Here is a 25,319-nt window from a genome sequence, read left to right on the forward strand (position 1 = left end):
CCGATCCGCATTTCCGGGGCTGTGGCAGGGGTGCGAGCCCGGATCGGCGTGCCGATGTGGTGAATTTTCGCGGTTCGGCGTGGCGGCCCTGTCAAGTCCCCCCGGGCACGAGGGGTGCAAAACCTGGATGGTGGCTGAACCTGCCGATTCCGGCGTCGCCGGGTGGCGATTCAGGCCACGGATCGGGTCGAGAGGCCCGGTGAATCGCTTTTGAAGACGGATCCGGCCGGCTGGGCGGGGCTGTCGGAGCCTGTTTGGGGCCGATTTCAGGCTGCAACGCAACCGACACCGTGGATCGGGCAAGCCCAAATCTGCAATCGCAGATCGAAACCTGAACGGTTGCTGAAGCGTCGTCGCCCTTCGACAACGTGGCTTTACGGCCTTAAGCAATGAACTGTGATGTTTTCACGGGCGTTAAGCAGCTTTTCCGGATCGGGCCCCATGTGGGTCGATTTGTTAATGGGATCTCATCCCATGACTTTTGCCCGATATGCGATTTTTTCATCTGTGGTTTTGTCGGGTAATGACAGAAATCAACTTGCAAAGCGCCTCTGTGGGTCTTCCGCCCAGGTGAATGTGGGTGATTGCCCCCAATCGAAAGCTGAACGGTAGAAAAGAGGGGGTGTTGATACCCATCAAGCACACTTGTATCGTTCAGTCAGAGCTCCTTAAGAACGCTTACGGGCTCCCCCGGTTTTGTTACAGACGGCGTGCGCGCTGGCTGCGGGTGAAGCTGCGCTTTCTTTCGGCGAGTCGATTTGGCGGGCTGTTGATCGGCCCGATTTTCCAGATGGCTTGATTGACCTTCGAGATACTAATAAAGGGGTTAACTGTGTCGGACTTGAACAAGATACCGTCCCAAGGGCCGGTGGCTGAAAGCCGGTGGATGAGGCGTGGTGCCTACATCCTGGGTGCGCTGGGTGCCGTGAGCCTGTCGGTGGCCGTGACGGCGCAGGTGGTGGGCGAGGTCGACATCTTTGGCGATCCGCCGCCGAACGATCCGTCGGCACTGATCGAGCCCGCGATCGGCGACCAGGCCAACGAGGATCTCAAGCTGCTCGAGCACAGCAACCATTCGTCCTACGAGGGCACGCCCAACGGCGAGAAGGCCGACGTGTACGTCGAGGCCGCCATCCAGCCCCTGCAGCAGACCAGCGAGAAGATCCCGACCGGCGGCAAGCCGAGCCCGGACTTCGGCGCCAAGCGCTACACCACGCCGCTGCTGATGTTCGAGGAGTTCGGCCCCGAGAAGCTCGACCCGAGCGTGCAGGCCGGCACCAACCCGCTGCCGCGTCCGAAGATCGGCCCCTTGCCGGCGCAGGATCCGCGCAGCGCAGCGCGCAGCGCCCCGGACGGCACCGAACTCGAAGCCTTCCTGGCGCAGCCGGGCATGTACCCGTTCCCGACCCACCAGTCCAACACGCTCGACGCCAACCCGTGGCGTGACGACGTGGCCGAGTTCCTGGGCCGCAGCGTCAACTCGCCGGCCGAGGGTCGTCCGCCCGGCGAGGGCTGGGCGCACCAGCGCTGGAACGAGATGTACCCGCAGGCGTTCTTCAAGACCGCCCAGGCCGGCTCGCGCGTGAACAACGGCTTCCGCGACCAGAAGCAGCTGCACAAGTACAAGGTCGGCGAGTTCGGCCCCGGCGGCCTGTATCACAAGCCCTTCCTGACCTCGAAGGCCAACGGCACGACCGCCGGCATCGACGTGCGCTTCCACCAGAACTTCCCGGTGCAGCACCAGAACTCGGTCTGGACCTTCGACGGCACGATGCCGCCCAAGCTGCTGATGGTGCGTTACGGCGAGCCGATCCTCATGCGCCACTACAACGCGCTGCCGATCGATCCCGCCGCCAACAAGGGCTTCGGTCTGCACACCATTTCCACCCACATGCACAACGGCCACAACCCGGCCGAGAGCGACGGCGTGGCGCAGGCGTTCTTCTTCCCGGGCCAGTTCTACGACTACCGCTGGCCGATCCAGCTGGCCGGCTACGACACCGTCAACACCGGTGCCACCGACCCGCGCGCCGGTTTCCCGTGCTCGCCTGGCGAGACGCTGTTCGTCAACGACGCCAGCCCCGGCAAGAAGGCCTGCCCGGCCAACGGCGTGATCAAGATCCGCGGCGACTGGCGCGAGACGATGAGCACGCAGTGGTTCCACGACCACATGCTCGATTTCACCGCCCAGAACGTCTACAAGGGCAACGCGGTGATGATGAACTACTACAGCGCGATCGATCGTGGCAACGAGAAGATCGACTGCCATTACACCGACCCGAACGCCAACGACCCGAGCAAGGTGCCGACCAAGGTCAACCTGTGCCTGCCCAGCGGCAGCGGCATGCCCTGGGGCAACCGCGACTACGACATCAACCTCGTGATCGCCGACAAGGCCTGGGGCCGTGACGGCCAGCTCTGGTTCAACGTCTTCAACAAGGACGGGTTCCTGGGCGACCGCATCCTGACCAACTTCGTCTACCACCCGTATCTGGACGTGCGGGCACGGCGCTACCGCTTCCGCATCCTGCCGGGTTCGGTGTCGCGTTATTTCGCGCTGGCGCTGGTGCATGAGCGCACCGACACCAAGGGCGAGATCAAGGCCACGGTGGGCGGCAAGAAGATCAGCTACGACCGCGTGCCGTTCCACATGGTCGCCAACGACGGCAACATCCTCGAGCACGCCGTGCCGTTCGATGGCACGGTCGACCTCGACGCCAACGGCGACAAGCTCGAGCACAAGGGCACGCTGCCGCAGATGGCGATCGCCGAGCGCTACGACATCGTCGTCGACTTCAAGAAGTTCAAGGCAGGCGACAAGCTCTACTTCGTCAACACGCAGGAACACGCCGACCCGGTCAAGACCAACCGGCGCATCCCGGTGGCCGACGTGCTGACCGGCAAGTACAAGCCGGCCGTGCTCGAGGACAAGGACGGCGACGGCGTGGCCGACCGCTGGACGGATGGCGACCCGGGTGTGGGCAAGTTCATGGAACTGCGCATCCAGTCGTGCAAGAACGCCGCCGGCAAGGCTGTCGCCTGTGTCGACACCAGCATGAACCCGGCCGACTACGTGGCCGGCAAGAAGAAGATGGTGCCGCTCAAGCTCAACCGCGACGACCCGGTCCACCACGCCAAGCTGCAGAATGCGACGCACCGCGAGTTCAAGTTCGGCCACAGCGGCGGTACCGACGAGCAGCCCTGGACCATCAAGACCGACGGCGGCCCGGGCTACAACGCCGACATGCGTCGCATCACGGCAGCGCCGCAGCTGTCGACCGGCCCGACCGCAGGGGGTTCGGTGCAGAACGAATCGCCGTACGAGGTCTGGTATCTGGAGCTGCAGGGCAGCTGGGATCACCCGGTGCACGTGCACTTCGAGGAAGGCATCATCCTGCGCCGCGACGGCAAGGCACCGCCCGAGTGGGAGAAGTGGGCTCGCAAGGACATCTACCGCATCGGCCCGGACCCGCATGCCGGCTCCAGCGTCGAGGTGGCGCTCCAGTTCCGCGAGTTCGCCGGCACCTTCGTCGAGCACTGCCATGCCACGCAGCACGAGGACAATGCCATGCTGATGCGCTGGGACCTCGAGCGCCCCGGCCAGACCCTGGCTATGCCCACCCCGATGCCGACCTGGGACGGCGTGCACTACACCGGCTCGGCCGCTCTGGCCACCTTCAAGTCGGGCGCCGGCACCGGCACGACCTACCAGCTCGGTCAGTGATCACGGTACCCTGATGCCCTGACCCTCGAGGCGGCGCGCAAGCGGCCGCCTCGTTTCCGTTTCTGCATCCTCACCGGAGTCGTCCATGCGCTCTTTCAGCCTCAGGCACTGGCCCTTGCTCGGTGGCATCGCGGTGGCTGCCGGGGTGGCGCTGGCCGCCTCGTTCTGGCTCCAGCCCCATGAAGCCGTTGCCGCCGCTTCCAACCAGACCGGCGGTGAAGTCTGGGGCGCCAACTACTTTCCGAACGTCGTCCTGACCGACCAGGACGGCAACAAGGTGCGGTTCTTCGACGACCTGGTCAAGGGCAGGATCGTCGCGATCAACACCTTCTTCACCAGCTGCTCGGCCAGCTGCGGGCTGGAGACCGCGCGCATGCGCGAGGTCCAGCAGCTGCTCGGCGACCGGGTCGGCAAGGATGTGTTCTTCTACTCGATCACGATCGACCCGCTGACCGACGGGCCGGCCGAGATGAAGGCCTATGCCAAGCGCTTCAACGTCGGTCCGGGCTGGCGTTTCCTGACCGGCAGCGTCAAGGACACCGAGCTGCTGCGCCGCAAGCTCGGTCTCTACGACGACAAGGACGCCGCCAATCCGAACAAGAACGATCACATGCTGCATTCGGTGATCGGCAACCAGGCCACCGGCCGCTGGATGCGGGCCTCGCCGTTCGAGAACCCGGTCGTCACCGCCACCCAGATCGGCACCTGGCTCAACAACTACAAGCTGCCGCCCTCGAAGGACACCGCCTACGCGCTGGCGCCGCAGCTGCTGCGCAACATCTCCGACGGCGAGAAGCTGTTCCGTACCCGCTGCGCCTCGTGCCACAGCGTGAACGCGGGCGACAAGTCGATGGCGGCGATGCAGAAGGTCGGGCCCGACCTGCAGGGCGTCGGCCAGCGCCGCCCGCGCGCCTGGCTGGAGCGCTGGCTCAAGGAGCCCGACGTGATGCTGGCCCAGAAGGATCCGATCGCCGTCGCGATCTACAACCAGTACAACAAGGTGGCCATGCCCAACCTGCGGCTCGACTCGAAGCAGATCGCGCAGCTGCTGGAATTCATCGACGAAGAAAGCGCCTTGCCGGCCGGCGAAAAGCGCATCAAGCAGTGAGCTCGGCCGGCAGCAGGCCGCGCAGGCTGTTGCACAGCACGATCCGTTCGGCCGACAGCAGCTCGGCGCGGCTGATCGGGCGCTCGGTGGCCCGGTCGATCGGCCCGGCTGCCTGGCCGTCCAGCACCGCGCCACGCAGCACGCCGGGCAGCAGCTGGCCGCGTGCCGGCGGCGTGAACCAGCGGCCCTGCAGGCGCACGAAGACGTTGCTGCGGGCGCCTTCGGTGAGCCGGTCGTCGGCATCGAAGAACAGCATGTCGAAGGCGCCGGCGGCTTCGGCCTGGCCGATCGCGGCGTCGTAATGGCTGCGCCGCGAGGTCTTGTGGCCGAGCAGCACGGCCTCGTCGGGTGGCACCGGTCGATCGGCGACGAGCACGCGCACCGACGGCCCGGTGGCGTCTGGCGATGACGCCAGCGGTGCCAGCGGCGCGGTGCGTACGCTGAGGCGGCCGTCGGCGGCGAGGTCGAGCCGCACCCGCTGCAGCGTCGCCGGCCCGCCAGTTGCGCCCAGGGCCTGCGCCAGCGTCGCCCGCGCCGCGGCTTCGTCCCACACGAACCCGAGTGCGCGCGCGCTGCGTGCCAGCCGCGCCAGGTGGGCTTCGAGCCGCAGCAGCCGCGGGCCTTCGGCGCGCAAGGTCTCGAACAGCGTGAAGCCGGGCTCGAGCGCGGTGGCGTAGCGGGCCTTGAGACGGCATTCCTCGGCTTCGTCGGCGGCCACCGAGTCGAGCACGATGCCGGCGCCCACCGCCAGCGTGGCCGCGCGCCGGCCGCCATCCTGCGCCGACAGCCGCGGGCCGAGCGTGACGGTGCGGATGGCGACGCTCAAGCAGAAATCGCCCACCGCGCGGCCCGGCTCGGCCCCATCGAGCCAGCCGATCGCGCCGGTGTAGAGGCCGCGCGGGCTGGCTTCGAGCCGCGCGATCAGTTCCATCGTGTGGTGCTTGGGCGCGCCGGTGATCGAGCCGCACGGGAACAGCGCGCGCAGCAGCGCGGGCAGGCCGGTGGCGGGTGGCAGCTCGGCGGTGACGGTGGACGTCATCTGCCAGACCGTCGGGTAGGCCTCGGTCTCGAACAGCCGCGGCACCCGGACCGAGCCGGTGCGGGCGACGCGGCCGAGGTCGTTGCGCAGCAGGTCGACGATCATGAGGTTCTCGGCGCGGTTCTTGACGTCGGCCTGCAGCCAGCGCGCGGCGGCCTGGTCGGCCGCGGGCTCGGCGGCGCGTGCGGCCGTGCCTTTCATCGGCCGGGCGGTCAGCCGGCCGCGCTGGTGCTGCAGGAACAGCTCCGGTGAACACGACAGCACCCAGCCTTCATCGGGCAGGTGCAGCAGCGCGCCGAACGGCACCGGCTGGCGTGCCCGCAGGCGCCGGTAGAGCGCCAGCGGGTCGCCCCAGGCCTGGCCGCGCATGCGGTAGGTGTGGTTGATCTGGTAGGTCTCGCCGGCGCGGATCCAGGCGTGGATCTGCTCGATGGCGGCGGCAAATGCGGGTTCGTCGACCTCGGCCTGCAGGGCGCTGAAACCGGCCGGACCGGGCCCGTCGCCGGCCGCGTCGTGATCGGCCAGCCAGCGGTCGACCGCCGCGCCGGCGAGCCGCTCGCAATTGCGAAAGATCAGCAGCCGCAAGGCGCTGGCATCGTGTGCTTCGAGGTGCTGGTGACCGGCACGCAGCAGCTTGGCGCCCCATTCGTAATCGGCCAGCAGCACCGCGTGATGGCCGGCGGCGAGGTCGGCCGAAGCGGCGGCGCAGACGGCGTCGAGCGTGGCCGGGTCGGTGCAGCGGTGTTCGTGCAGGTAGCCGCTGTAGAGCCGGCTGCAGGCTGCGGACGGGTTGGAGGGGCTCGACGTCGAGTCGTCGAGCAGCGCAAAAACGGCGTCCATCAGCGGCGGGCCTTCACGGGGGCGTCAGAGGTTCAGCAGCGCGGCCAGAAAGGCGGTGGCCACGCACAGGTGTGCGCTCGTCTGGGGGTTGAGGTCGCGGGTCTTGAGCATCTCGTCCCAGCGCGCCCATTCGGCCGGTTCGGGGGCGTGATGCGGGGCGGGCAGGCGCATGCGCCAGCCGCGCGCCTGCAGGTTGACGCTGAGGGCGCGCTCGGGGCCGTGCTGGCGCACCAGGTGCGAGTCGGGGCCGGTCGACAGCCAGCGCAGGAAGGTGCGCTGCATCGCGTGTTCGAGCGCGCTGTTGAGCGTGGGCAGGCCGCCGGCGCGGATCTGCGGCGACACCGGCACGGTGCCCATCGCGCTCAGGAACACCGGCAGGCCGAGCTCGAACATCTCGTGGTAGGCGTCGGTGTACTGCAGGGCGATGCGGTCGCGTGGCGCCGCCGATGCCATCGCGGCGCGCAGCGTCATGCCGGCCGGGCGGACCAGGCCGCGTTCGTCGGTGCGGCCCAGGCCGTCCGGATCGGCCTGCGCGATGGCACGAAAGGCGGCCACGGCGTCGTCGGCGTCGAGCCGGCCGAGCAGCATCTCGAGCCCGTGGCGCAGCCCGCTCGGGCCGTGTGTGTCGGCTCGCTGTTCGGCCGCGGCGGCCAGCGGCGCGCACAGCAGCACGATGCCCAGGTTGGGGCTGCAGCCGGTGGCCTCGCGGCCGGCCTGGATCGCGCCTTCGATGCGGGCGCCGATGCTGGCGCCGTGATTGGTGAGCGGGCCTGCCGCAGCGTTTGCGCTGTCGAGCAGCTGGCCCGGGCTGGGGCCGGTGCCGGGGGATGCGAGGCTGACGTTGCCGGGCTTGCGCACCGCGACGTCGAGTCCGCAAGCCCAGCGGAACGCCGACTGGATGCGCGCGCGGCGTCCGGTCGAAGGGTCGAGGGTCGAGGAGCTCATGACCCGTAGTGTGTCAGGCCTCGCGTTACATGTGCTTAGCAAGGGGCAGGCCGACTTTGTGTGCAGGGCTGCACGGTCTGCCCGGCGGGTGCGTCCGGCAGGCTCATGGCCTGAGCCAGTTGGGGCCCAATGGATCACCGCGTGAGCCACCGCGACCTCGTGGTTCGTGGCTTTTTCCGAGGGGTGTGGCCGAGCTTGAACAACGGTGCGTGCATTCGGGATTTTTGCGTACCCCGCGCACCCTCGTTCGCGGGGGCAACAGCCCCAAACCGGCTTCGGCCTCCATGGTGCGTGGCTACCATGAAAAAACTCGAAAACAGGCCTGCAAGTCGTGGCCTCGGATCGATCGGATCGACAGCGTCAACAACCACGGACGGACACCGGCATGAACACCTCGCGCCAGACTCAAACCGCTACCTCTAACGGGATTGGCAGCATGCTGTTCGGACGCAGGAAAAAGCGCGGCGACCCGCTGCAGGAACGCATCGACTGCCTGATCGGGCCGGGCACCACGATTGCCGGCGACCTGATCTTCACCGGCGGCCTGCGCATCGACGGCATGATCCAGGGCGACGTCACGGTCTCCGACATCAAGGCCGGCACGCTGGTGATCGGCGACGGCGGCTGCATCGAAGGCGACGTGCGGGTCTCGCACGTGATCGTCTACGGCGAGATCCGCGGCACGGTCTACGCCACCGGCCTGGTCGAGCTGCATCCGAATGCGCGCATCACCGGCGATGTCCATTACGACGCGATCGAGATGCGCGCCGGTGCCGAGATCGAAGGCCACCTCGTCAAGCAGTCGGCGGCCGGGGAAACGCAGTGACCGTGCAGGCCTGGGAGACCCATCCGGTGTTCTCGCATGTGCGCAGCGGCAGCCTCGAGCCGCTCGAGCATGGTGATGCCCGCGAGCAGTGGCGTCACCTGAGCGCGCTGGTCGCACGCGATGGCCACGACCTCGAATCGCATGCGCGGCGCGTCCTGCTGGCGTTCCGTCCGCCGCTGACGGACCTGGCGTTCGGCGCGCTGGTCGACCTGTTCCTCGCGCTCGGCGAGCGTGGCCGCGGCCTGCGCCGGCGCCTGCTCGAGACGGGCGAGGGCTGGCTGGAGGCCGACGAGGCCCATTTCCTGCGCATGCACCTCGAGCCGGGCCTGACCCGGGCCACCGCGCTGCCCGCCGCGCCGGGTTCGGTGTTCCACAACGCCCTGGTCGGCGTGGCGCAGATGGTGGCGCACCAGCGTCACGCCGTCGCGCAGATGTCGCCGCATGCGCAGGCGGTGTCGCTGCTCGAGGACGGCGACCTGGCCGGCGCCTCGCAACTGCTCGAGGACGCCTTGCTGGCCGATCCGTCCGATGCCGAGGTCAGTCATGAACTGCTGGGCATCTACCGCCACAGCCGCAACGACGCCGCGCGTGCCGCGATGGCCGAGCGCCTGCAGGCCAGCCACGGGCGTCTGCCCGACGGCTGGGCCTGAGCGCAGACCCCCTCATCCCGCTTCACCCGAACCGAGCCCAGACCCCGTGGATCTCTCCAAGCCGCCAACCCGCCTGAAGGTGGTGCTGCTCTCGCTGCCACCCCGCACCCAGGCCGTGCTGGACTATTTTTTCTCCAGCACCGGCCGCAGCAGCTTTTCGCCGACCTCGGCCGACGTCGCTGACGCTGCCATCTTCGACCTCGACACGCTCGAGTCGCGCAACCACTGGGATGCCTTCTACGGGCAGACCGGGCGGCCCGGCATCGCGATGTCGATCCAGCCTCAACAGGTGACCGGCGCGGTCTGGGTGCGCAAGCCCATCACGCCGGCCGCCCTGCTGCACGCCGCCGCCGAACTGCATGCCGGCCGCTGGGCCCGTGCCGAAGCGCCGCCGGCCGCTGCAGCGGCGCCGGTTGCCGTCGCGCCGATCGTGCCCGCACCTGCACCCGCCGCACCCGCACCGGTCGTCACCGCACCGGCACCGGCACCGGTCATGGCCGTGCCGGCACCGGTGCTCGCGGTGGCGGCGCCCGTGCAGCCCGCGGCCGTGCCTGCGCCTGTTTCCGCCCCGCTGCCCGTGGCCGAGGCGCCGGCTGTCGTGGCGCCGCAGCCTGAAGCGCCTGCGGTCGTCCCCGCACCGGTTGCTCCGGCGCCGGTGGTCTCTGCGCCGGTGGTGCCGGTCGTGAGCGCCGCGGTGGTCGAGGCACCGACTGCGCCGGCGCCCGTGTTGACGGCGCCCCGTGTCAGCCCGTCGCCCGCCCCCGGCCCGGTCGCCGCGCCGGTGGCCGAGCCGGTCGCGGCACCGACGCCGCGGGGGATCGCCGCGGCAGCGCCGGCCGTGCCGGCACCGGAGCCGCGCGTAGCCAGGCCGCCCGTCGCGGCGCCGACCGTTGCGCCGCGCGCGCCGGTCAGCACGCCTGCCGTCGCGCCGGTCCCCGCCCCGGCTCCGGCGGCGGGAATCACCGGGCTGTTCAAGCGGCTGATCGGCGTGGCCCTCGGCAAGACCGAGCCGGCGCCGGTGGCGGCCAGTCCGGCGCCGTCGACGCCGCGAGCCGAACCGGCCGCGCCGCCGGCCGTGGTGCTCGGTGTCGCCGAGCCTGCGGCGGTGCCGCCCAATCACGGCACCGACGCCGCCGATGGCGCCGCACCGCGTGCCGGCTGGCACGAGGTGCCGGTCAGCGAGGCGGCATCCGGCGCTGCGTCGAATCCGGCCGCGCCGCCGCGCACGGCGCTTCAGCCGGGCGCGCAGAAGGCGCCGGTCGCCGGCGGCAAGAACGGCCGCAAGCGCGGTCGCAAGGGTTCGACACGCTGGGTCGAGGCCGGCGGGGCGTCGTCGTCCTCGGCGTCGTCCGCTCAGGCCGATGCCGATGGCGACGACGATCTGGACGATGACGAACTCGTCACGCCGGCGCAACCGGTGGCGGCTGCAGAGGCTGTTGCGGCCGCGGTGGTCGAGGCCGCGCCGCAGCCGGTCGTGCCCCGGCCCGAGGTGGCGGTGGCGCCGATCGACACCGCGCAGGCCGCCGCCGCGTCGCACGAGGTGGCCGACGATGCCGCGCCGCTGCGGTCGTCGGGCTGGGGCCCCAGCGCCGCGGACCACGATCCGGCCGACGAGGCGCTGCTGTGCGGCACGCGCGAGGACTGGCCCGAGCAGCGCCTGGCCAGCGACGCGGCGCTGCGCTACGACCCGGCGTTGACGGTGGTCGGCGCGATCACCGAGGCCTATCTGGTGGGTGGCAAGTGGCGGGTGCCGACGCACTTCGACTGCAGCGCCGGCCGCATCACGGTCGACAGCACCCGCAACCGCGTGCACATGAACTTCGACGCCGGCCTGCTGCCCGCGCTGTGGGCCAGCACGCTCGACAAGCGCCTGAAGACCAACACGCTGAACCGCCAGGAGCATGCCGACCTGATGGAGCGCACCGGCGACGCCTCGGCCTGGCAGCCGCTCGACCGCGTGCTGTGGCGCGCCGGCATGGAGACCGCGGGCGGTCGCCTGCCGCTGGGGGTCGACGTGCGCAGCACGGTCTACCTGAAGCACTGGCCCAACCTGACGCGCCTGCAGCGCACGCCGCATGCCCTGCGCATCGCCGCGCTGTGGGCCGTGCGGGGCGCCAGCCTGCTCGAGACCACCGAACTGCTGCACATCCCGCAGCGCCATGTGTTCGCGTTCTACAACGCGGCGCTGGCGATGGACCTGATCACGGCGGACGGCAGCCAGATCCGGCGCTCACAACGCAAATCGCAACGCAACCGCGGACTGCTCACGCGTCTGTTCGGCTGGCTGCACAAATAAACAGAAGGCGACAAGGGCCCCCCACACACCATGGCTCATACAGACCACAAAATCATCTTCACCGGCCCGGTCGGCGCCGGCAAGACCACCGCCATCGCCTCGATCAGCGACATCGAACCGATCCGCACCGATGAACATGCGTCCGACATGACGCAGCGTCGCAAGTCCAACACCACCGTGGCGATGGACTACGGGATGATCCGGCTCGGCCCCAAGGAGAAGGTCCACCTGTACGGCACGCCCGGCCAGGAGCGCTTCGACTTCATGTGGGAGATCCTGACCAAGGGTGGCATCGGCCTGGTGCTGCTGCTCGACAACACCCGACCGGCGCCGTTCGAGGACATGAAGTTCTACGTCAACGCGTTCCAGGAGTTCATCGAGAGCACGCGCCTGGTGATCGGCGTGACGCAGATGGACACCAACGCCACGCCGACGATCGACGACTACGTGCGCCAGATGAAGGACCTCGACATCAGCGCCGCGGTCTTCGAAGTGGACGCCCGCCGTCGCGACGACGTGTCGTCGCTGATCCAGGCGCTGCTGCTGTCGATCGACCCGGTGATCTGAGCCGCGCGCCGCACTGCCGCCCGACGCGTTTTCCCCCAGCCTGCGACACCGCGAGACCCGCGCGACCATGGATCAATACACCCTCACCGGCGACTACTTCCTGCACCCCACGCCGGCTGGCGCCTACTACGCGGCCAGCCGGCCCGAGCGGGATCCGGCGCGCATCTTCCTGCAGCGCCTGATGCGCGAGCAGCAGACGCCGCGCCTGTCCACCGCGCTGGTGCAGGACTGGATGAGCCTGGGCGAGCAGGACGCGCTCGAGTTCATCTACCGTCTGCAGTCGTCGGGCTTCATCCAGGGCCTGCCGGTGCAGGTGGAGGTGCCGCCCGATCGCATCGAGGCGCTGCTGCCGCCGATCCTGAGCCAGATCTCTGACGAAGGCCGGGCGATCCTGGCCGAGAAGCGCGGTCTCTACCTCGCGACCGCCGGCTTCGCGCACGAGCAGTCCGAGGAGCTGGCCGCGCTGGGCGCCGACCTGGCCAACGTGCAGGAGCGCCACGCCAAGCTGCTGCACGGCAACATGCGCCTGCGCAGTGACGGCTGGGGGCTGGTCAATGCCAGCGGCTATTGCGACATCGGCTTCTGGCCGCTCTACCTCGGCAACGAATATTTCATCCTGGTGGTCGGCGGCATGCCGCGTTTCAACCAGGAAGCGTTCACCACGCTGATCTGGACCCTGGGTGTGCGCTACGGCGGCGCCGCCTGACGTCTCGCGACGCCCTTCATCCGCCCACCCGTTTTTCCCCATTCCCCCAAAGGACGACCGCCATGCGCGCTGAACTGCTGAACTCCATCCTGAGCGAACTCAACGGCTCCACCGCCGACATCGAGGCCTCGGCCGTGCTCTCGAACGACGGCCTGATGATGGCCTCGATGCTGCCCTCGGGCATGGACGAAGACCGCGTCGGCGCCATGAGCGCGGCCATGCTGTCGCTGGGCGACCGCACCTCGCGCGAACTCGCGCGTGGCGAACTCGAGCAGGTGCTGGTCAAGGGCCACAAGGGTTACGTGCTGATGACGCACGCCGGCGGCGACGCCGTGCTGACCGCGCTGTGCAAGCCCAACGCCCGCCTGGGCCTGATCTTCCTGGACGTCAAGCGCGCCGCCGACTCGATCAGCAAGGTGATCTGAGGCCACGACCGAAAGAGATCCGAACATGACCGACATGGACGAGGCCAATCTCGTGCCCGGTTCGCGCCGCGAACATTTCCTGCGCTATCACGACGGCCGCGAGCGCCGCCTGCTGGTGGTCGACCAGGAGGTGCCGTATCCGGATGGCATGCTGATCGTCTCGCGCACCGACCCGGCCGGCATCATCACGCATGCGAACCAGGCGTTCATCGACATGTCCGGCTACACCCGCGACGAATTGATCGGCCAGCCGCACGCGATCCTGCGCCACCCCGACATGCCGTCGGCGGCGTTCCGCGACCTCTGGGACACCGTCAGCCGCGGTGCCAAGTGGCAGGGCTACGTCAAGAACCTGCGCAAGGACGGCATGCACTACTGGGTGTTCGCCACCGCGATCCCGAACGTGCGCGACGGCCGCGTGGTGGGCTACACCTCGGTGCGCCGCAAGCCCTCGCGCACCAAGATCGATGAATGCCAGGCGCTCTATGCGCGCCTGCGCGCTGAAGAGATGTCGACATGACGCTGCAACTGACCGTCAGCCCTGACTTTTCGCCCGACTACATCGCCGGCTGGTACGTCTTCAACACCTGGCTGCAGCGGCGCCTGGGCACGCGCATCCACCTCGAGCTGTACGACGACTTCGTCAGCCAGCGCCAGGCGATCGCCGAAGACCGCGTCGACGTCATCTACGCCAATCCGCACGACGCCGCGATGCTGGTGCGCGAGAAGGGCTACACCGCGCTGGCCGCGCCGCGCAACAAGCCCGACGAGGTGGTGCTGGCGGTGCAGGCCGACGCCGCGGCCCAGCGCGTCGAGGACCTGCAGCCCGGCCTGAAGATCGCCGTCACGCGCGATCCGGACGTCAACCTGATCGGCATGATCCTGCTCGAACCGGCCGACCTGCACCGCGACAACACCGTGACCGCGCAGCTGTCGAGCTACGTGCTGGTGGCCAAGCAGCTGCTGACCGGGCGGGCCGATTGCGGCTTCTTCCTGAAGGACGCCTACGACGGCCTCAGCGCGCCGATCCGGCGCCAGATGCGCCCGCTCGTCACCAGCCAGATCAGCGTGGTGCACCACGTGCTGCTGGCCAGCCCGCGCTGCGCCGAACTGCACGCCCCGCTGCGTGACCTGCTGCTGACGATGGACGGCGAGGCCGACACGCGCCGCATCCTCGAAGGACTGGGGTTGACCGGCTGGGAGAGCCAGGACCCGGAGTCCACCGAGTTCATGATCGACCTGATGGACACCCTGATGGTGTGAGGCTGCGGCCTCGCACAGCCCCTACTGGTCGCCAACGGCCCACGGACATGATCGCACCCCTTCCGCGTCGTCTCATCACCCTGGCCCTGGCCGCCTTGCCCTGGCTGCCGGTGGCGCACGCCCAGGCGCCCGAGGTGGCTGCAGCAGCGTCGGTTTCGGCGTCCGCACCGGGCCCGCGCCTGACGATTCCGCGCGACACGCTCTGGAACATCGCGGCCACGCTGGTGCCGGGGCGTGAGCCGTCGCGGCCGCAGGTGATGGTGGCGATCCTGCGCGCCAACCCGGACGCCTTCCTGCACGGCAACATGCACCGCCTGCGGCAGGGCGTGTCGCTGCTCATCCCGCCGCTCGAGGCGATGCGTGCCGAGCCCGCGGCCAAGGCCGCGGCACTGGTGGATGCGCATCTGGCGGCGGCGAGCGCACTGCTGCCGGGAGCGGTGCCCGCGCTGGAGCCCCTGCCGGGCGCTGCCGCGGTGCAGGCGCGGCCGGCTGTTCCTGCCCCTCCGGTCCCTCCGATCGCGCCCCCGATCGCCCCTGCCGTTCCCGCCGTGCCGGTCGCCAAGGCCGCTTCGGCAGCAGCGCCTGCCGCGTCGGTGCCGGCCGTGCAGCCTGTCCCGCCCGCTGCGTCCGCGGTGCGCCCGGTTCCGCCGGTGGCGGTCGTGGCGTCGGCGCCGGCCGCGGCCTCGATGCCGGCAGCCACGGTGCCCGCGCCGTCGCCGGCGTCGGCGCCCGAACCGATCCGCGCAACCCCACCCGCCGCTGCCAGCGCGCCTGTGCCGATGGCCGCTGCGCAGCAGCCGCTGCCGACCCGCTGGCTGCCCTACGCGATGCTGGTGGTGCTGGTGGGCACGGCGGTCGTTCTGTGGATACGGCGCCGGCCGGTGAAGAAGGAGGACGCGCTGCCGTCGTCCTTCGTCGACGAGCAGGGCGTGCAGCGGCGTCGGCGCCCGAAGGTGCTGGATGTGTCGCAGGCCGCGGCCGACATGGCGCGCGTGGTCGAGACCCTGCAGCCTGCCGTCCGGCTCGTCAGCGGCGGTGCGGCGGCGCCGGTGTCCGGTGACCCGGCCGACCCGCGTGCGCAAGCAGCCCTCAAGCTCGACCTGGCGCGTGCCTGCATGGAAGTGGGCCGCAAGGAGTCGGCCCGTGCCCTGCTGCTGGCCGTGAGCCAGGAGGGCAGCCTCGACCAGCAGGCCGACGCGGCTGAGCTGATGGCGCGTCTGGCCTGACGCGACCCGGCCGTCGGCCGGCCTGCGTCAGAGGAACTGCTTGGGCGAGTAGCTGCGTGCCGCAGGCACCAGCTCGGCCTGCTTGACGGCGCGTGTCAGCACCTGGTCGGCATCGACCGGGCCCAGGGTCTCGCACAGCGCCACGTACAGCACGTGGACCAGTTCGGACAGGCCCTTCGGAGCGAGGTCGATGTGCCAGGTCGCGTCGGCGCCACGCTGCCAGGCTTCGCGCACCGCGGCACGCACCTGCGCGCTCAGCCGGGCGCCGTCCAGCGTGGCGATGGCGCTGGCGCGCAGGTCGTCCATCTCGGCGCCGTGCAGCTGGCGGATGTCGGCCAGCACGGCCTGCATCAACGATCCGAACACCAGCACATGCGCCGGCAGGTCCGGAGTCGCGGCGGTGGGCGGTGCCATCGGCACGGCCTGCGCTGGCTCCGGCTGCCGCACGGTTTCGGCTGTGGCCAGCGCCGCTGCGGCAGGCGCCCAGGCCGTGGGTGACGCGACCACCGGCTGGGCCGTCGCCGGGGCCGGCCAGGCGGCCGGCGCCGGGCCTCGTGACAAGCCCGGCGCGGCGGCCGATGCCGGGCGCAGGGCCTGCATCGCCGGCCAGGGGTCGAGCGGCAGCTCGTCGTCGGGCAGGTGCAGGGCGCGGTAGAAACCTTCGTACAGCCGCTTGCAGGTGCGCGGGTCGAGCCCGTGGCGCTGCGCCACGCGGTCGACGGCGGCGATGATGTCGCGCGCCGTGTCGCCCCGCAGCGAGTCGTGCAGCAGCCAGAGCGTGTCCATCAGCGCGTCTTCGCTCAGCACCGGCGTGAAGACGGCCAGCGCGGCGCAGCGTCGTTTGGTGCTCGGATCAAGCATCACGTGCCTCCATGCGCAACTGCGCCGGTGAGTCCTGGAACTCAGGGTACGCGATCTCGTGGTGCTCGGTGTAGTCGAGGCCCCGCTGTTCGTTGAGCGTCGGCGCGCGCAGGCCGGCGAAGCGGTCGATCAGCTTGAAGCAGGCGTAGGCCATCGGGAAGGCCCAGGCGAACGCGATGAAGGCGCCCAGCGCCTGCACCAGGACGCGCTGGCCGTTGAACATGTCGCCCTGATAGAACAGGCCGGTGGCGATCAGGCCCCAGACGCCGCCGATGCCGTGCACGGCGATCGCATCGACCGCGTCGTCAATGCGCCAGCTGCGGATCTTTTCCGCGCCCCAGGTGCACAGCGCGCCGCCGATCATGCCGACCAGCGTGGCCGTCAGCGGGTTGAGCGTGGCCGCGCCGCCGGTGATCGCCACCAGGCCGCACAAGCTGCCGTTGACCGAGGCGCTCATCAGCACCGGGCGGCCGGTGAGCTTCATGAACGCCAGCGCGCCGATGCCGCCGGCGCAGGCGCCGAGGTAGGTGTTGAGCAGGACCGTGCCGAGGTTGGCGCTCTCCAGGCCGCTGATGCTGCCGCCGTTGAAGCCGAACCAGCCCAGCCACAGCACGAAGCCGCCGAGCGCGACCATCGGCAGGTTGTGGCCGGGGATCTCGCGCACCTCGCCCTTCTTGCTGAAGCGACCCAGGCGCGGCCCGAGCACCATCACGCCGGCCAGCGCGCACCAGGCGCCGATCGAGTGCACCGCGCCGTCACCGGCGAAGTCGACGAAGCCCAGTTGCTTGAGCCAGCCGTCGGCGTTCCAGGACCAGTGCGCGTAGACCGGATAGATCAGCAGCGACATCAGGACGGCAAAGAACAGGTAGGCGCCGTAGCGCATGCGCTCGGCCACCGCGCCCGAGACGATCGTCACGGCGGTGGTGGCGAACATCATCTGGTAGAGCAGGCTCATGGCCTGGGTGGCCGGCAGTTCCATCGGCGCGTAACCCGCGCCGCCGAACAGGCCGCCCACGCTCGGACCGAACGCCACGCCGTAGCCCACCAGCCAGAACCCGACACCGATGAAGCAGGTGCCGAGGTAGATCTTCATGATCACGTTGACCGAGTTCTTGGCGCGCGCCAGGCCACCTTCGACCAAGGCAAATCCAGCCTGCATGAAAAACACCAAAGCGGTGCATATCCCGACCCAGGCGAGGTTGATCAGTTCGTTCATCGAAAGTCCATCAGAGCAGTTGAGGGCCGGCCGTCGATATTTTTCGATGTGCGTCTAGGCACAACACTGGCCGGTACCAAGGTCTGATGAAGGTAGGGGGAGCGCCGCGCAGCGTCAATCCGGCCGCTGTTGCCGGACCCCCTGGAGCGGGGGTGTGGCTGACAGGGGCACGTCAACAAAACACGGATCTGCCGATCGGCGCCTGGCGTCGCGGTCGCGCCGGGTCGTGAGCCCGATGTCGCGGCTTTGACCTCGCAGCGCACGCTGGCCGGCGAGGAGCCGCGTTCGACCAGACTGTGGGTAATCCTCTATTGGTGCGTTTGATTGCACCAATATGGTTCACCCAATGCGGTGAACCGCTTCCGGTGGCTCAGGCGGTGACCCACCCGGCCCCGGGTCTTCAGGCGGGAAACACGCCCGTGGAGAGGTAGCGATCGCCGCGGTCGCAGACGACGAACACGATGGTGGCGTTCTCGACCGTGCGGGCGATCTGCAGCGCGACCCAGCAGGCGCCGGCGGCCGAGATGCCGGCGAACAGGCCTTCTTCGCGCGCCATGCGGCGCGCCATGTCTTCGGCGTCGGCCTGGCTGACCAGCACCAGATCGTCGACGCCGCTGGGGTCGTAGATCTTGGGCAGATAGGCCTCGGGCCACTTGCGGATGCCGGGAATGCGCGAGCCTTCGGCCGGTTGTGCGCCGACGATGCGGATCGCCCGGTTCTTTTCCTTCAGGAAGCGCGACACGCCGGTGATGGTGCCGGTGGTGCCCATCGCGCTGACGAAGTGGGTGATCCGGCCGGCGGTGTCGTCCCAGATCTCGGGACCGGTGGTCTCGTAGTGGATGCGCGGGTTGTCGGCGTTGGCGAACTGGTCGAGCACCACGCCCTTGCCCTCGCGCTGCATCTGCTCGGACAGGTCGCGCGCGTATTCCATGCCGCCGGCCTTGGGCGTGAGGATCAGTTCGGCGCCGAAGGCCTTCATGGTCTGGGCGCGTTCGATCGACAGGTCCTCCGGCATGATCAGCACCATCCGGTAGCCCTTGATGGCCGCGGCCATCGCCAGCGCGATGCCGGTGTTGCCCGAGGTGGCCTCGATCAGCGTGTCGCCGGGCTTGATGTCGCCGCGCTCCTCGGCGCGCCGGATCATGCTGATGGCGGGCCGGTCCTTCACGGAACCGGCCGGGTTGTTGCCCTCGAGCTTGCCCAGGATGACGTTGCCGCGTGCGGCCATGTCGGCGCCGGGCAGGCGTTGCAGTCGCACCAGTGGCGTGTGGCCAATGACGTCTTCGATGGTCTGATACTCGCTCATGACACCTCCTGCAGGAATTGTCGCAGCAAGCCTGGGCACGCGCGCCGCGCCGCAGGGCGCTCGGCAATGGCTTCCTCACGGTGCATGCCATAATCGCCGCCGCTGCCAGACAGCGCCCATCCTGCCGGAGTGGCGAAATCGGTAGACGCAGGGGACTCAAAATCCCCCGCCGCAAGGCGTGCCGGTTCGAGTCCGGCCTCCGGCACCAAAGTCCAGGCACCGCCTTCTGCATCCACCGCGGGTGCCGCGCGTTGCTCACGACGATCTTCTGCTCCCCCACATGCCCCAGCTTCCTCCCGTCACCAAGGCGCTGATGCTGATCTGCACAGCGATGTTCTGTGTCCAGCTGCTGTTCGGGTCGTGGCTGGAGGGCCTGTTCGCGTTGTGGCCGCTCGGCAGCGGGCTGTTCATGCCCTGGCAGCCGCTGACCCATGCCTTCCTGCATGGCGACCCGCTGCACCTGTTCTTCAACATGTTCGGCCTGTGGATGTTCGGCTCCGAGATCGAGATGATCTGGGGCCGCAAGCGCTACTGGCATTTCCTGCTCGCCAGTGCCGTGGCCGGTGCGGTGGCGCAGATGCTGGTGTCGCTGCTCGGCATTCCGATGGGGCCGACCGTCGGTGCTTCGGGTGCGCTGTACGGCCTGCTGCTGGCCTTCGGGATGATGTTTCCCGAGCGCATCATCATGCCGCTGTTCCCGCCGATCCCGATGAAGGCGAAGATCTTCGTCGTGGTGTTCGGCGGCATCGCGCTGCTGTCGGGCATCTTCAGCCCGACCGGGGGTGTCGCCCACTTCGCCCACCTCGGCGGCATGCTCGGCGGCTGGCTGATGATCCGCTACTGGCGCGGTCAGGCGCCGTTCCCCTCGCGCCGCCGGCGCTGACCCGAATACCCCCTCGCCTGCAGGGGGTTGACGAGAAGTCCATGCTGGGCCTTCAGACCTTCGCAGGGATGTGCCATGAGGCTGTACTTCTCCTTCGGGCCGATGTTGCGGTTCTTGCGTGTGCTGCATCAGTGGCAATGGTCGTGGCCTGTCGTCTGGCCATGGCTGGCCGTGGTGGTGCTGTCGCTGGTTTCGGCGGTGTGGACGCCCGCCTCGGCCGCTTCGCTGGGCATCGGTGTCGACCGCGGCGCCGATGACCGCGAGGCCATCGGCCGCGCGCTGCAGCGTGCCAGCGATGCCTCGATCGGACTGGTCGTCCGCGCCGTCGAAGGCGCTTCATCGGCCGAGACGCTGGGTGACGTCCGCAAGGGTTCGGGCGTGGTCATCAGCGCCGACGGCGTCGTGCTGACCATCGGCTACCTGATCCTCGAGGCCGAACAGATCGACCTGGTGCTCGACGACGGCCGCCTGGTGCCGGCGCGCGCGCTGGCCTACGACCTTGCCACCGGCTTCGGACTGGTGCAGGCGCTGGTGCCGCTGCCGGTTCCGTCGGTGCCGCTGGGCGATTCGGCCCAGGTCGGCGCCGACGAGACGCTGATGTTCGTCAGCGGCGGTCAGGGTGGCGCGGTGAGCCCGGCGCGTCTGCTGGCGCGCAGCCGGTTTGCCGGCTATTGGGAATACCTGATCGACGGCGCCCTGTTCACGGCCCCGGCGCGGCGCGATCACAGCGGTGCGGGCCTGTACAACCGCCGCGGCGAACTGGTCGGCATCGGTTCGCTGGCGCTGCCCGATGCCCGTGCCAGCGTGCGTCAACCGGGCGCCTGGCTGCATCCGGTCGATGACGAGGTGGGCCGGATCCCCGGCAACATGTTCGTGCCGATCGATCTGCTCAAGCCGATCCTGGGTGAATTGCGCAGCCAGGGCCGTTCCCAGGCCAGCCGCCGGGCGTGGCTGGGGCTGAACTGCAGCGAGGCCGATGGCCGCGTCACGGTGTTGCGGGTCAGTCGCGACAGCCCGGCGCAGGCGGCCGGCCTGGAGCCGGGCGACCGCATCCTGCGGCTCGACGGCGTGGCGATCGACGACCTGGCGGGCTTCTACCAGCACCTCTGGGAGGACGGCGACCCCGAGCGCGAGATCCACCTCGAGATCACGCGCGCCGGCCAGCCGCGCGATCTGCTGCTGCGTGCCGTCGATCGGTCCGTCACGCTCAAGCGCGCCCGCGGCATCTGAGGTCCGCGTCCGAGGCGGCGTCAGACCAGCAGGCCGGTCCGGACGTGCGGGTGCCGCAGGTGCACCCGCAGTTCGTTGAGCAGGCGGGCGTTGTCCAGGCGCCTGGATTCGCTCATGAAGCTCAGCAGCATCGGGCCGAGTTCCCGCTGCGCGTCGGTGCGGCTGATGCGGCGCGGGCGTGGCAGTCCGCACAGGTCGGCCGCGAGGTCGAAGTAGTCGCCCATCCGCAGGTCGCTCGTGTCGCTGGCGTGATAGGCCCGCAGCGGCCGGCCGCGCATCAGCGCAGCCAGGCAGATGCGCGCCAGGTCGTCGGCGTGGATGTGGTTGGTGTAGACGTCGTCCTCGCTGCGCAGCACCGGCGTGCCACGCTGCAGGCGCTCGCGCGGATGGCCGCCGGGGCGGTCGCCGGCGTAGATGCCGGGGATGCGCAGGATGCTGGCTGCCACACCCTGGCGGCGCGCCCAGCGGCGGATCTGCTGTTCGGCGTCGACCCGGCGACGTGCCCGCGCAGTGGCCGGCGCGGTCGGCCGGGTTTCATCGAAACGCGCGCCCGCGGCATCGCCGTAGACCCCGCTGGTGCTGGCGTAGACCAGTCGTCGAACGTTCCCGCCCATCGCCCAGGCGTGCAGCAGGGCACGGGTGCGGGTGTCGTGCTCGCCCGCGCCGGGTGGCGGGGCCAGGTGCAGCACCCAGCCCGACAGCGCAGACAGCCGGCGCAGGCTGGCGGCGTCATCGAGGTCGCCGAGCAGCGGTGTGACGCCGAGCGCGCGCAGCGCCGGCAGGCGCTCGGCTTGCGAGGTGAGGGCGCGCACCCGCAGGCGGCCGCCGAGGGCGCGCACCACGCGCTGGCCGACGTCGCCGCAGCCGATGATCAGCAGGCGCGACCGCCTGAACGGCCGGGGTGGTGTCGCGGCCGGGGCGCGGGCGGCGTCCAGCTTGGTCCGCGATCGACGGGCTGCGGCGCGCTGGCGCCGGGTTGCAAGGGTCATGTGGGGATGCGGTCGATGCCGCCCGAGCGCGGCGAGGGCACAATTCCGGCTGTTTTGCCTGGAGAGGGCGAGAGGATAACGAGATGAATCTGAGCGTGACCGTACAACCGGCCGGACGCAGCTTCGAGGTGATGCGTGACGAGACGATGCTGGGGGCGGCGATCCGTCAGGGCGTCGGCCTGCCTTATGGCTGCAAGGATGGCGCCTGCAGTTCCTGCAAGAGTCGCCTGATCGAGGGCCGCGTGATCCACGGCGCCCACCAGCTCAAGGCGCTGAGCGTGGCCGAAGAGGAGGCCGGTTTCATCCTGACCTGCTGCGCCACGCCGCAGACCGATTGCGTGATCGAGCAGCGCCAGGTCGCGGCGGCGGGCCAGTTCTCGATCCTGAAGATGCCGGTGCGGGTGTCATCGATCGAGCGGCCGGCGCCCGACGTGGCCTTGCTGCGGCTTCAGCTGCCGGCCAATCAGGCTTTCCGGTATCACGCCGGGCAGTACGTCGAGTTCATCTTGCGCGACGGCGTGCGGCGCAGCTATTCGATGGCCAATGCGCCCGAGCTGGTGCAGGGCAGCATCGAACTGCACATCCGCCACATGCCGGGCGGGCGCTTCACCGACCATGTCTTCGGGGCGATGAAGGAAAAGGAGATCCTGCGCATCGAAGGGCCGTACGGCAGCTTCTTCCTGCGCGAGGACAGCGACAAGCCGATCGTGCTGCTGGCGTCGGGCACCGGTTTCGCGCCGATCAAGGCGCTGATCGAACACATGCGCGCACGCGGCATCGTGCGGCCGACCCGGCTCTATTGGGGTTGCCGCAGCCGCGCCGACCTCTATCTGCACAACTGGGCCGAACAGGCTGCCGGCGAGTTGCCTTGGCTGAGCTACGAGCCGGTGCTGTCGCAGCCGCGTGCCGACGATGGCTGGTGCGGTCGGACCGGACTGGTGCATCACGCGGTGCTGGCGGATCTGCCGGACCTGCGCGGTCATCAGGTCTATGCCTGCGGCGCGCCGATCATGGTCGAGTCGGCCCGTTGCGATTTCGTGGCCCAGGCCGGCCTGCCCGACGAGGAGTTCTACGCCGACGCCTTCACCAGCGAAGCCGACAAGCACGTCAGCTGAACACGAGTGGCCCAGACGCAAGAAGGGCCCGCAATGCGGGCCCTTCGAGGCGTCCACCCGGAATATCTGTCAGGCCGCGACAGCCAAGGCTTTGACCTTGGCAGACAGGCGGCTCTTCAGACGGCTGGCCTTGTTCTTGTGGAAGATGCCCTTGTCGGCGATCGAGTCGATCACGCTTTGGGCAGACTTGAAGGTGTCGCTGGCTTTGGCCTTGTCGCCAGTGGCAACGGCCTTCAGCACACCCTTGACGGCGGTGCGGAACTTCGAGCGCAGCGCGGTGTTGGCGGCGTTGAGCTTGACGTCCTGGCGGGCGCGCTTGCGGCCCGACGCAATGCGAACCGTCTTTTTCTTGGCTTTGGAAGCGGTGGCCATAGTGTCTTAAGTCCGGGTGGGAAGCCCGAAAGTATAGCACTGCTCAACCCGGTACTCAAACACTTCAAGTCGGGGCCCGACGGCGACCGGCCCGGATCCGATCCCGGGCACCGGATAATCGACGGTTTTTGCTGTCGGGCCCATGGCCCCGAGCCATGAACCTGCTGCGCGCCGCCTCACTTGTTTCTGCCTGGACGCTGGCATCGCGTATCACCGGGCTGGTGCGCGAGCAGCTGATCGCCGCGGCCTTCGGCGCCAGCAGCGCGACCGACGCCTACCAGGTCGCCTTCCGCATCCCCAACCTGCTGCGCCGGCTGTTTGCCGAGGGTGCGTTCTCGCAGGCTTTCGTGCCGATCCTGGCCGCCAGCCGCGCCAGGCAGGGCGACGAAGCCACCTCGCGCCTGATCGACGCCGTCGCCACCGTGCTGCTGTGGGTGCTGCTGCTGGTCTGCCTGCTGGGCGTGCTGGGCGCGCCGGTGCTGGTGTGGCTGATGGCGTCGGGCCTGCCCGAGCAGGGCCAGGCCGACGCCGTCACGATGACGCGCTGGATGTTCCCGTACATCGGTTGCATGTCGCTGGTGGCGCTGTCGGCCGGCATCCTCAACACCTGGAGGCGTTTTGCCGTGCCGGCCGCCACGCCGGTGCTGCTGAACCTGAGCGTGATTGGCGCGGCCTGGTGGCTGGCGCCGGTGTTCGAGCGCCAGGGCTGGCCGCCGATCCGATCGCTGGCGGTGGGCGTGATGATCGGCGGCCTGCTGCAGCTGGCGCTGCAGGTGCCGGCGCTGCTGCGCATCGGCGTGTTCCCGCGGGTGGGCCTGACGCCTGCGCGTTTTCGTGCGGCCTGGGCGCACGATGGCGTGCACCACATCCTGCGGCAGATGGCGCCGGCGCTGCTGGGCGTGTCGGTGGCGCAGCTGTCGCTGCTGATCAATACGCAGATCGCCTCGCATCTGCAACCCGGCTCGGTCTCGTGGCTGACCTATGCCGATCGCCTGATGGAGTTCCCGACCGCGCTGCTCGGTGTCGCGCTCGGCGTGGTGCTGCTGCCGCAGCTGTCGGCGGCGCAGGCCTCGGGCGAGTCCGAACGCTATTCGGCGCTGCTCGACTGGGGCCTGCGCCTGGTGGTGCTGCTGGCGCTGCCGTGCGCGGTGGCCTTGCTGGTGTTTCCGCAGCCGCTGGTGGCGGTGCTGTATCACTACGGCCAGTTCAAGCCGACCGACGTGAACCAGACCGTGATCGCGCTGATGGGCTACGGCGCCGGGTTGCTCGGGCTGGTGGCGATCAAGGTGCTGGCGCCGGGTTTCTACGCGCGCCAGGACATCCGCACGCCGGTGCGCATCGCCATCACCGTGCTGGTGCTGACGCAGCTGATGAACCTGGCGCTGGTGCCGCTGCTCGGGCATGCCGGGCTGGCCCTGTCGATCGGGCTGGCCGCGCTGGTCAATGCCACCTGGCTGCTGATCGGGCTGCGCCGGCGCGGCAGCTATCGGCCGTCGGCCGAGTGGCGGGGTTTCCTGCTGCGCATCGGCCTGGCCTGCGGCGTGATGGGTGTCGGCCTGGCCTGGGCCGCCCGCGCCATCGACTGGATCGGGCTCGGTGCATCGCCGGGTCTGCGGGTGCTGTGGCTGGCCGGCGTGCTGGTGGCCGCGGCGCTGGCCTACTTCGGATCGCTGCTGCTGGCGGGGGTTCAGTTGCGCCAGTTCGCGCGTCGACATTGAGGCTCTCGATACAC

22 protein-coding genes and 1 tRNA gene are annotated in these 25,319 nt (G+C 69.5%); 16 read left to right on the forward strand and 7 right to left on the reverse strand.

Translation table 11 applies throughout. The annotated features are described in order from the left end of the window. The first annotated feature begins 886 nt into the window (after window positions 1-886). Both LCHO_RS03245 and LCHO_RS03250 read left to right on the forward strand, forming a co-directional pair. Window positions 887-3,724, forward strand: coding sequence for a multicopper oxidase domain-containing protein (locus tag LCHO_RS03245; RefSeq protein WP_012345686.1), 2,838 nt, complete (start codon window positions 887-889; stop codon window positions 3,722-3,724). An 85-nt stretch (window positions 3,725-3,809) separates the two neighbouring features. After that, entirely contained in the window at window positions 3,810-4,832 is a 1,023-nt protein-coding gene (locus tag LCHO_RS03250; RefSeq protein WP_012345687.1) for an SCO family protein, read from the forward strand. Here LCHO_RS03250 and pabB read toward each other — a convergent pair. After that, window positions 4,822-6,711 carry an aminodeoxychorismate synthase component I gene (pabB, locus tag LCHO_RS03255; RefSeq protein WP_012345688.1) on the reverse strand — a complete coding sequence of 630 codons (1,890 nt, stop codon included), beginning with the start codon at window positions 6,709-6,711 and terminating at the stop codon, window positions 4,822-4,824. The genes LCHO_RS03250 and pabB overlap by 11 nt on opposite strands. A 24-nt stretch (window positions 6,712-6,735) precedes the next feature. Beyond that, window positions 6,736-7,656 carry a triphosphoribosyl-dephospho-CoA synthase gene (locus LCHO_RS03260; protein WP_012345689.1) on the reverse strand — a complete coding sequence of 307 codons (921 nt, stop codon included), beginning with the start codon at window positions 7,654-7,656 and terminating at the stop codon, window positions 6,736-6,738. Between the two features lie 436 nt (window positions 7,657-8,092). Between LCHO_RS03260 and LCHO_RS03265 the strand changes: the two genes are divergently transcribed. From LCHO_RS03265 to LCHO_RS03305, 9 genes are all read left to right on the forward strand, one after another. Continuing rightward, complete coding sequence (locus LCHO_RS03265; protein WP_012345690.1) at window positions 8,093-8,482, forward strand: bactofilin family protein; 390 nt, start codon at window positions 8,093-8,095, stop codon at window positions 8,480-8,482. Next, window positions 8,479-9,132 (forward strand): hypothetical protein, encoded by a 654-nt coding sequence (locus LCHO_RS03270; protein ID WP_012345691.1) that lies wholly within the window; start codon window positions 8,479-8,481, stop codon window positions 9,130-9,132. Before LCHO_RS03265 ends, LCHO_RS03270 begins: the two co-directional genes overlap by 4 nt. 46 nt (window positions 9,133-9,178) lie before the next feature. Continuing rightward, window positions 9,179-11,428 (forward strand): hypothetical protein, encoded by a 2,250-nt coding sequence (locus LCHO_RS03275; RefSeq protein ID WP_012345692.1) that lies wholly within the window; start codon window positions 9,179-9,181, stop codon window positions 11,426-11,428. Window positions 11,429-11,458: 30 nt separating this feature from the next. After that, on the forward strand, window positions 11,459-11,995 hold the full coding sequence (locus tag LCHO_RS03280) for a GTP-binding protein (protein ID WP_012345693.1): 537 nt from the start codon (window positions 11,459-11,461) through the stop codon (window positions 11,993-11,995). Window positions 11,996-12,062: 67 nt separating this feature from the next. Further along, a complete protein-coding gene (locus LCHO_RS03285) occupies window positions 12,063-12,701 on the forward strand; it encodes a hypothetical protein (protein ID WP_012345694.1) in 639 nt (212 codons plus the stop codon). 62 nt (window positions 12,702-12,763) lie between these two features. Continuing rightward, a complete protein-coding gene (locus LCHO_RS03290) occupies window positions 12,764-13,126 on the forward strand; it encodes a roadblock/LC7 domain-containing protein (RefSeq protein WP_012345695.1) in 363 nt (120 codons plus the stop codon). A 25-nt stretch (window positions 13,127-13,151) separates the two neighbouring features. Continuing rightward, window positions 13,152-13,646 (forward strand): PAS domain-containing protein, encoded by a 495-nt coding sequence (locus LCHO_RS03295; protein WP_012345696.1) that lies wholly within the window; start codon window positions 13,152-13,154, stop codon window positions 13,644-13,646. Further along, entirely contained in the window at window positions 13,643-14,389 is a 747-nt protein-coding gene (locus LCHO_RS03300) for a phosphate/phosphite/phosphonate ABC transporter substrate-binding protein (RefSeq protein ID WP_012345697.1), read from the forward strand. Before LCHO_RS03295 ends, LCHO_RS03300 begins: the two co-directional genes overlap by 4 nt. Before the next feature lie 47 nt (window positions 14,390-14,436). Beyond that, window positions 14,437-15,615, forward strand: coding sequence for a FimV/HubP family polar landmark protein (locus tag LCHO_RS03305; protein ID WP_012345698.1), 1,179 nt, complete (start codon window positions 14,437-14,439; stop codon window positions 15,613-15,615). A 27-nt stretch (window positions 15,616-15,642) separates the two neighbouring features. On the opposite strand, the gene LCHO_RS03310 is transcribed toward LCHO_RS03305, so the two are convergent. From LCHO_RS03310 to cysM, 3 genes are all read right to left on the reverse strand, one after another. Further along, window positions 15,643-16,476: a hypothetical protein gene (locus tag LCHO_RS03310; protein WP_012345699.1), complete on the reverse strand. Its 834-nt coding sequence runs from the start codon at window positions 16,474-16,476 to the stop codon at window positions 15,643-15,645. After that, window positions 16,469-17,692, reverse strand: a complete 1,224-nt coding sequence (locus LCHO_RS03315; protein ID WP_012345700.1) for an ammonium transporter — start codon at window positions 17,690-17,692, stop codon at window positions 16,469-16,471. The genes LCHO_RS03310 and LCHO_RS03315 overlap by 8 nt, the downstream gene beginning before the upstream one ends. 400 nt (window positions 17,693-18,092) lie before the next feature. Further along, entirely contained in the window at window positions 18,093-18,998 is a 906-nt protein-coding gene (gene cysM / locus LCHO_RS03320; RefSeq protein ID WP_012345701.1) for a cysteine synthase CysM, read from the reverse strand. A gap of 123 nt (window positions 18,999-19,121) precedes the next feature. On the opposite strand from cysM, the gene LCHO_RS03325 reads away from it, so the two are divergent. The 3 genes from LCHO_RS03325 (at window position 19,122) to LCHO_RS03335 (ending at window position 21,111) form a co-directional block, all read left to right on the forward strand. Next, window positions 19,122-19,206, forward strand: a tRNA-Leu gene (locus LCHO_RS03325). A gap of 72 nt (window positions 19,207-19,278) precedes the next feature. Then, complete coding sequence (locus LCHO_RS03330; protein ID WP_012345702.1) at window positions 19,279-19,881, forward strand: rhomboid family intramembrane serine protease; 603 nt, start codon at window positions 19,279-19,281, stop codon at window positions 19,879-19,881. Between the two features lie 75 nt (window positions 19,882-19,956). Next, entirely contained in the window at window positions 19,957-21,111 is a 1,155-nt protein-coding gene (locus tag LCHO_RS03335) for a S1C family serine protease (RefSeq protein WP_012345703.1), read from the forward strand. Window positions 21,112-21,131: 20 nt separating this feature from the next. Here LCHO_RS03335 and LCHO_RS03340 read toward each other — a convergent pair whose 3' ends face one another. After that, window positions 21,132-22,100 (reverse strand): NAD-dependent epimerase/dehydratase family protein, encoded by a 969-nt coding sequence (locus tag LCHO_RS03340; RefSeq protein WP_012345704.1) that lies wholly within the window; start codon window positions 22,098-22,100, stop codon window positions 21,132-21,134. Between the two features lie 83 nt (window positions 22,101-22,183). On the opposite strand from LCHO_RS03340, the gene LCHO_RS03345 reads away from it, so the two are divergent. Further along, complete coding sequence (locus LCHO_RS03345) at window positions 22,184-23,215, forward strand: CDP-6-deoxy-delta-3,4-glucoseen reductase (protein WP_012345705.1); 1,032 nt, start codon at window positions 22,184-22,186, stop codon at window positions 23,213-23,215. A gap of 69 nt (window positions 23,216-23,284) precedes the next feature. On the opposite strand, the gene rpsT is transcribed toward LCHO_RS03345, so the two are convergent. Further along, complete coding sequence (rpsT, locus tag LCHO_RS03350; RefSeq protein ID WP_012345706.1) at window positions 23,285-23,587, reverse strand: 30S ribosomal protein S20; 303 nt, start codon at window positions 23,585-23,587, stop codon at window positions 23,285-23,287. 155 nt (window positions 23,588-23,742) lie between these two features. On the opposite strand from rpsT, the gene murJ reads away from it, so the two are divergent. Beyond that, a complete protein-coding gene (gene murJ, locus LCHO_RS03355) occupies window positions 23,743-25,305 on the forward strand; it encodes a murein biosynthesis integral membrane protein MurJ (protein ID WP_012345707.1) in 1,563 nt (520 codons plus the stop codon). Window positions 25,306-25,319: the final 14 nt, after the last annotated feature.

Source organism: Leptothrix cholodnii SP-6 (genome assembly GCF_000019785.1).
GTDB lineage: Bacteria > Pseudomonadota > Gammaproteobacteria > Burkholderiales > Burkholderiaceae_C > Sphaerotilus > Sphaerotilus cholodnii.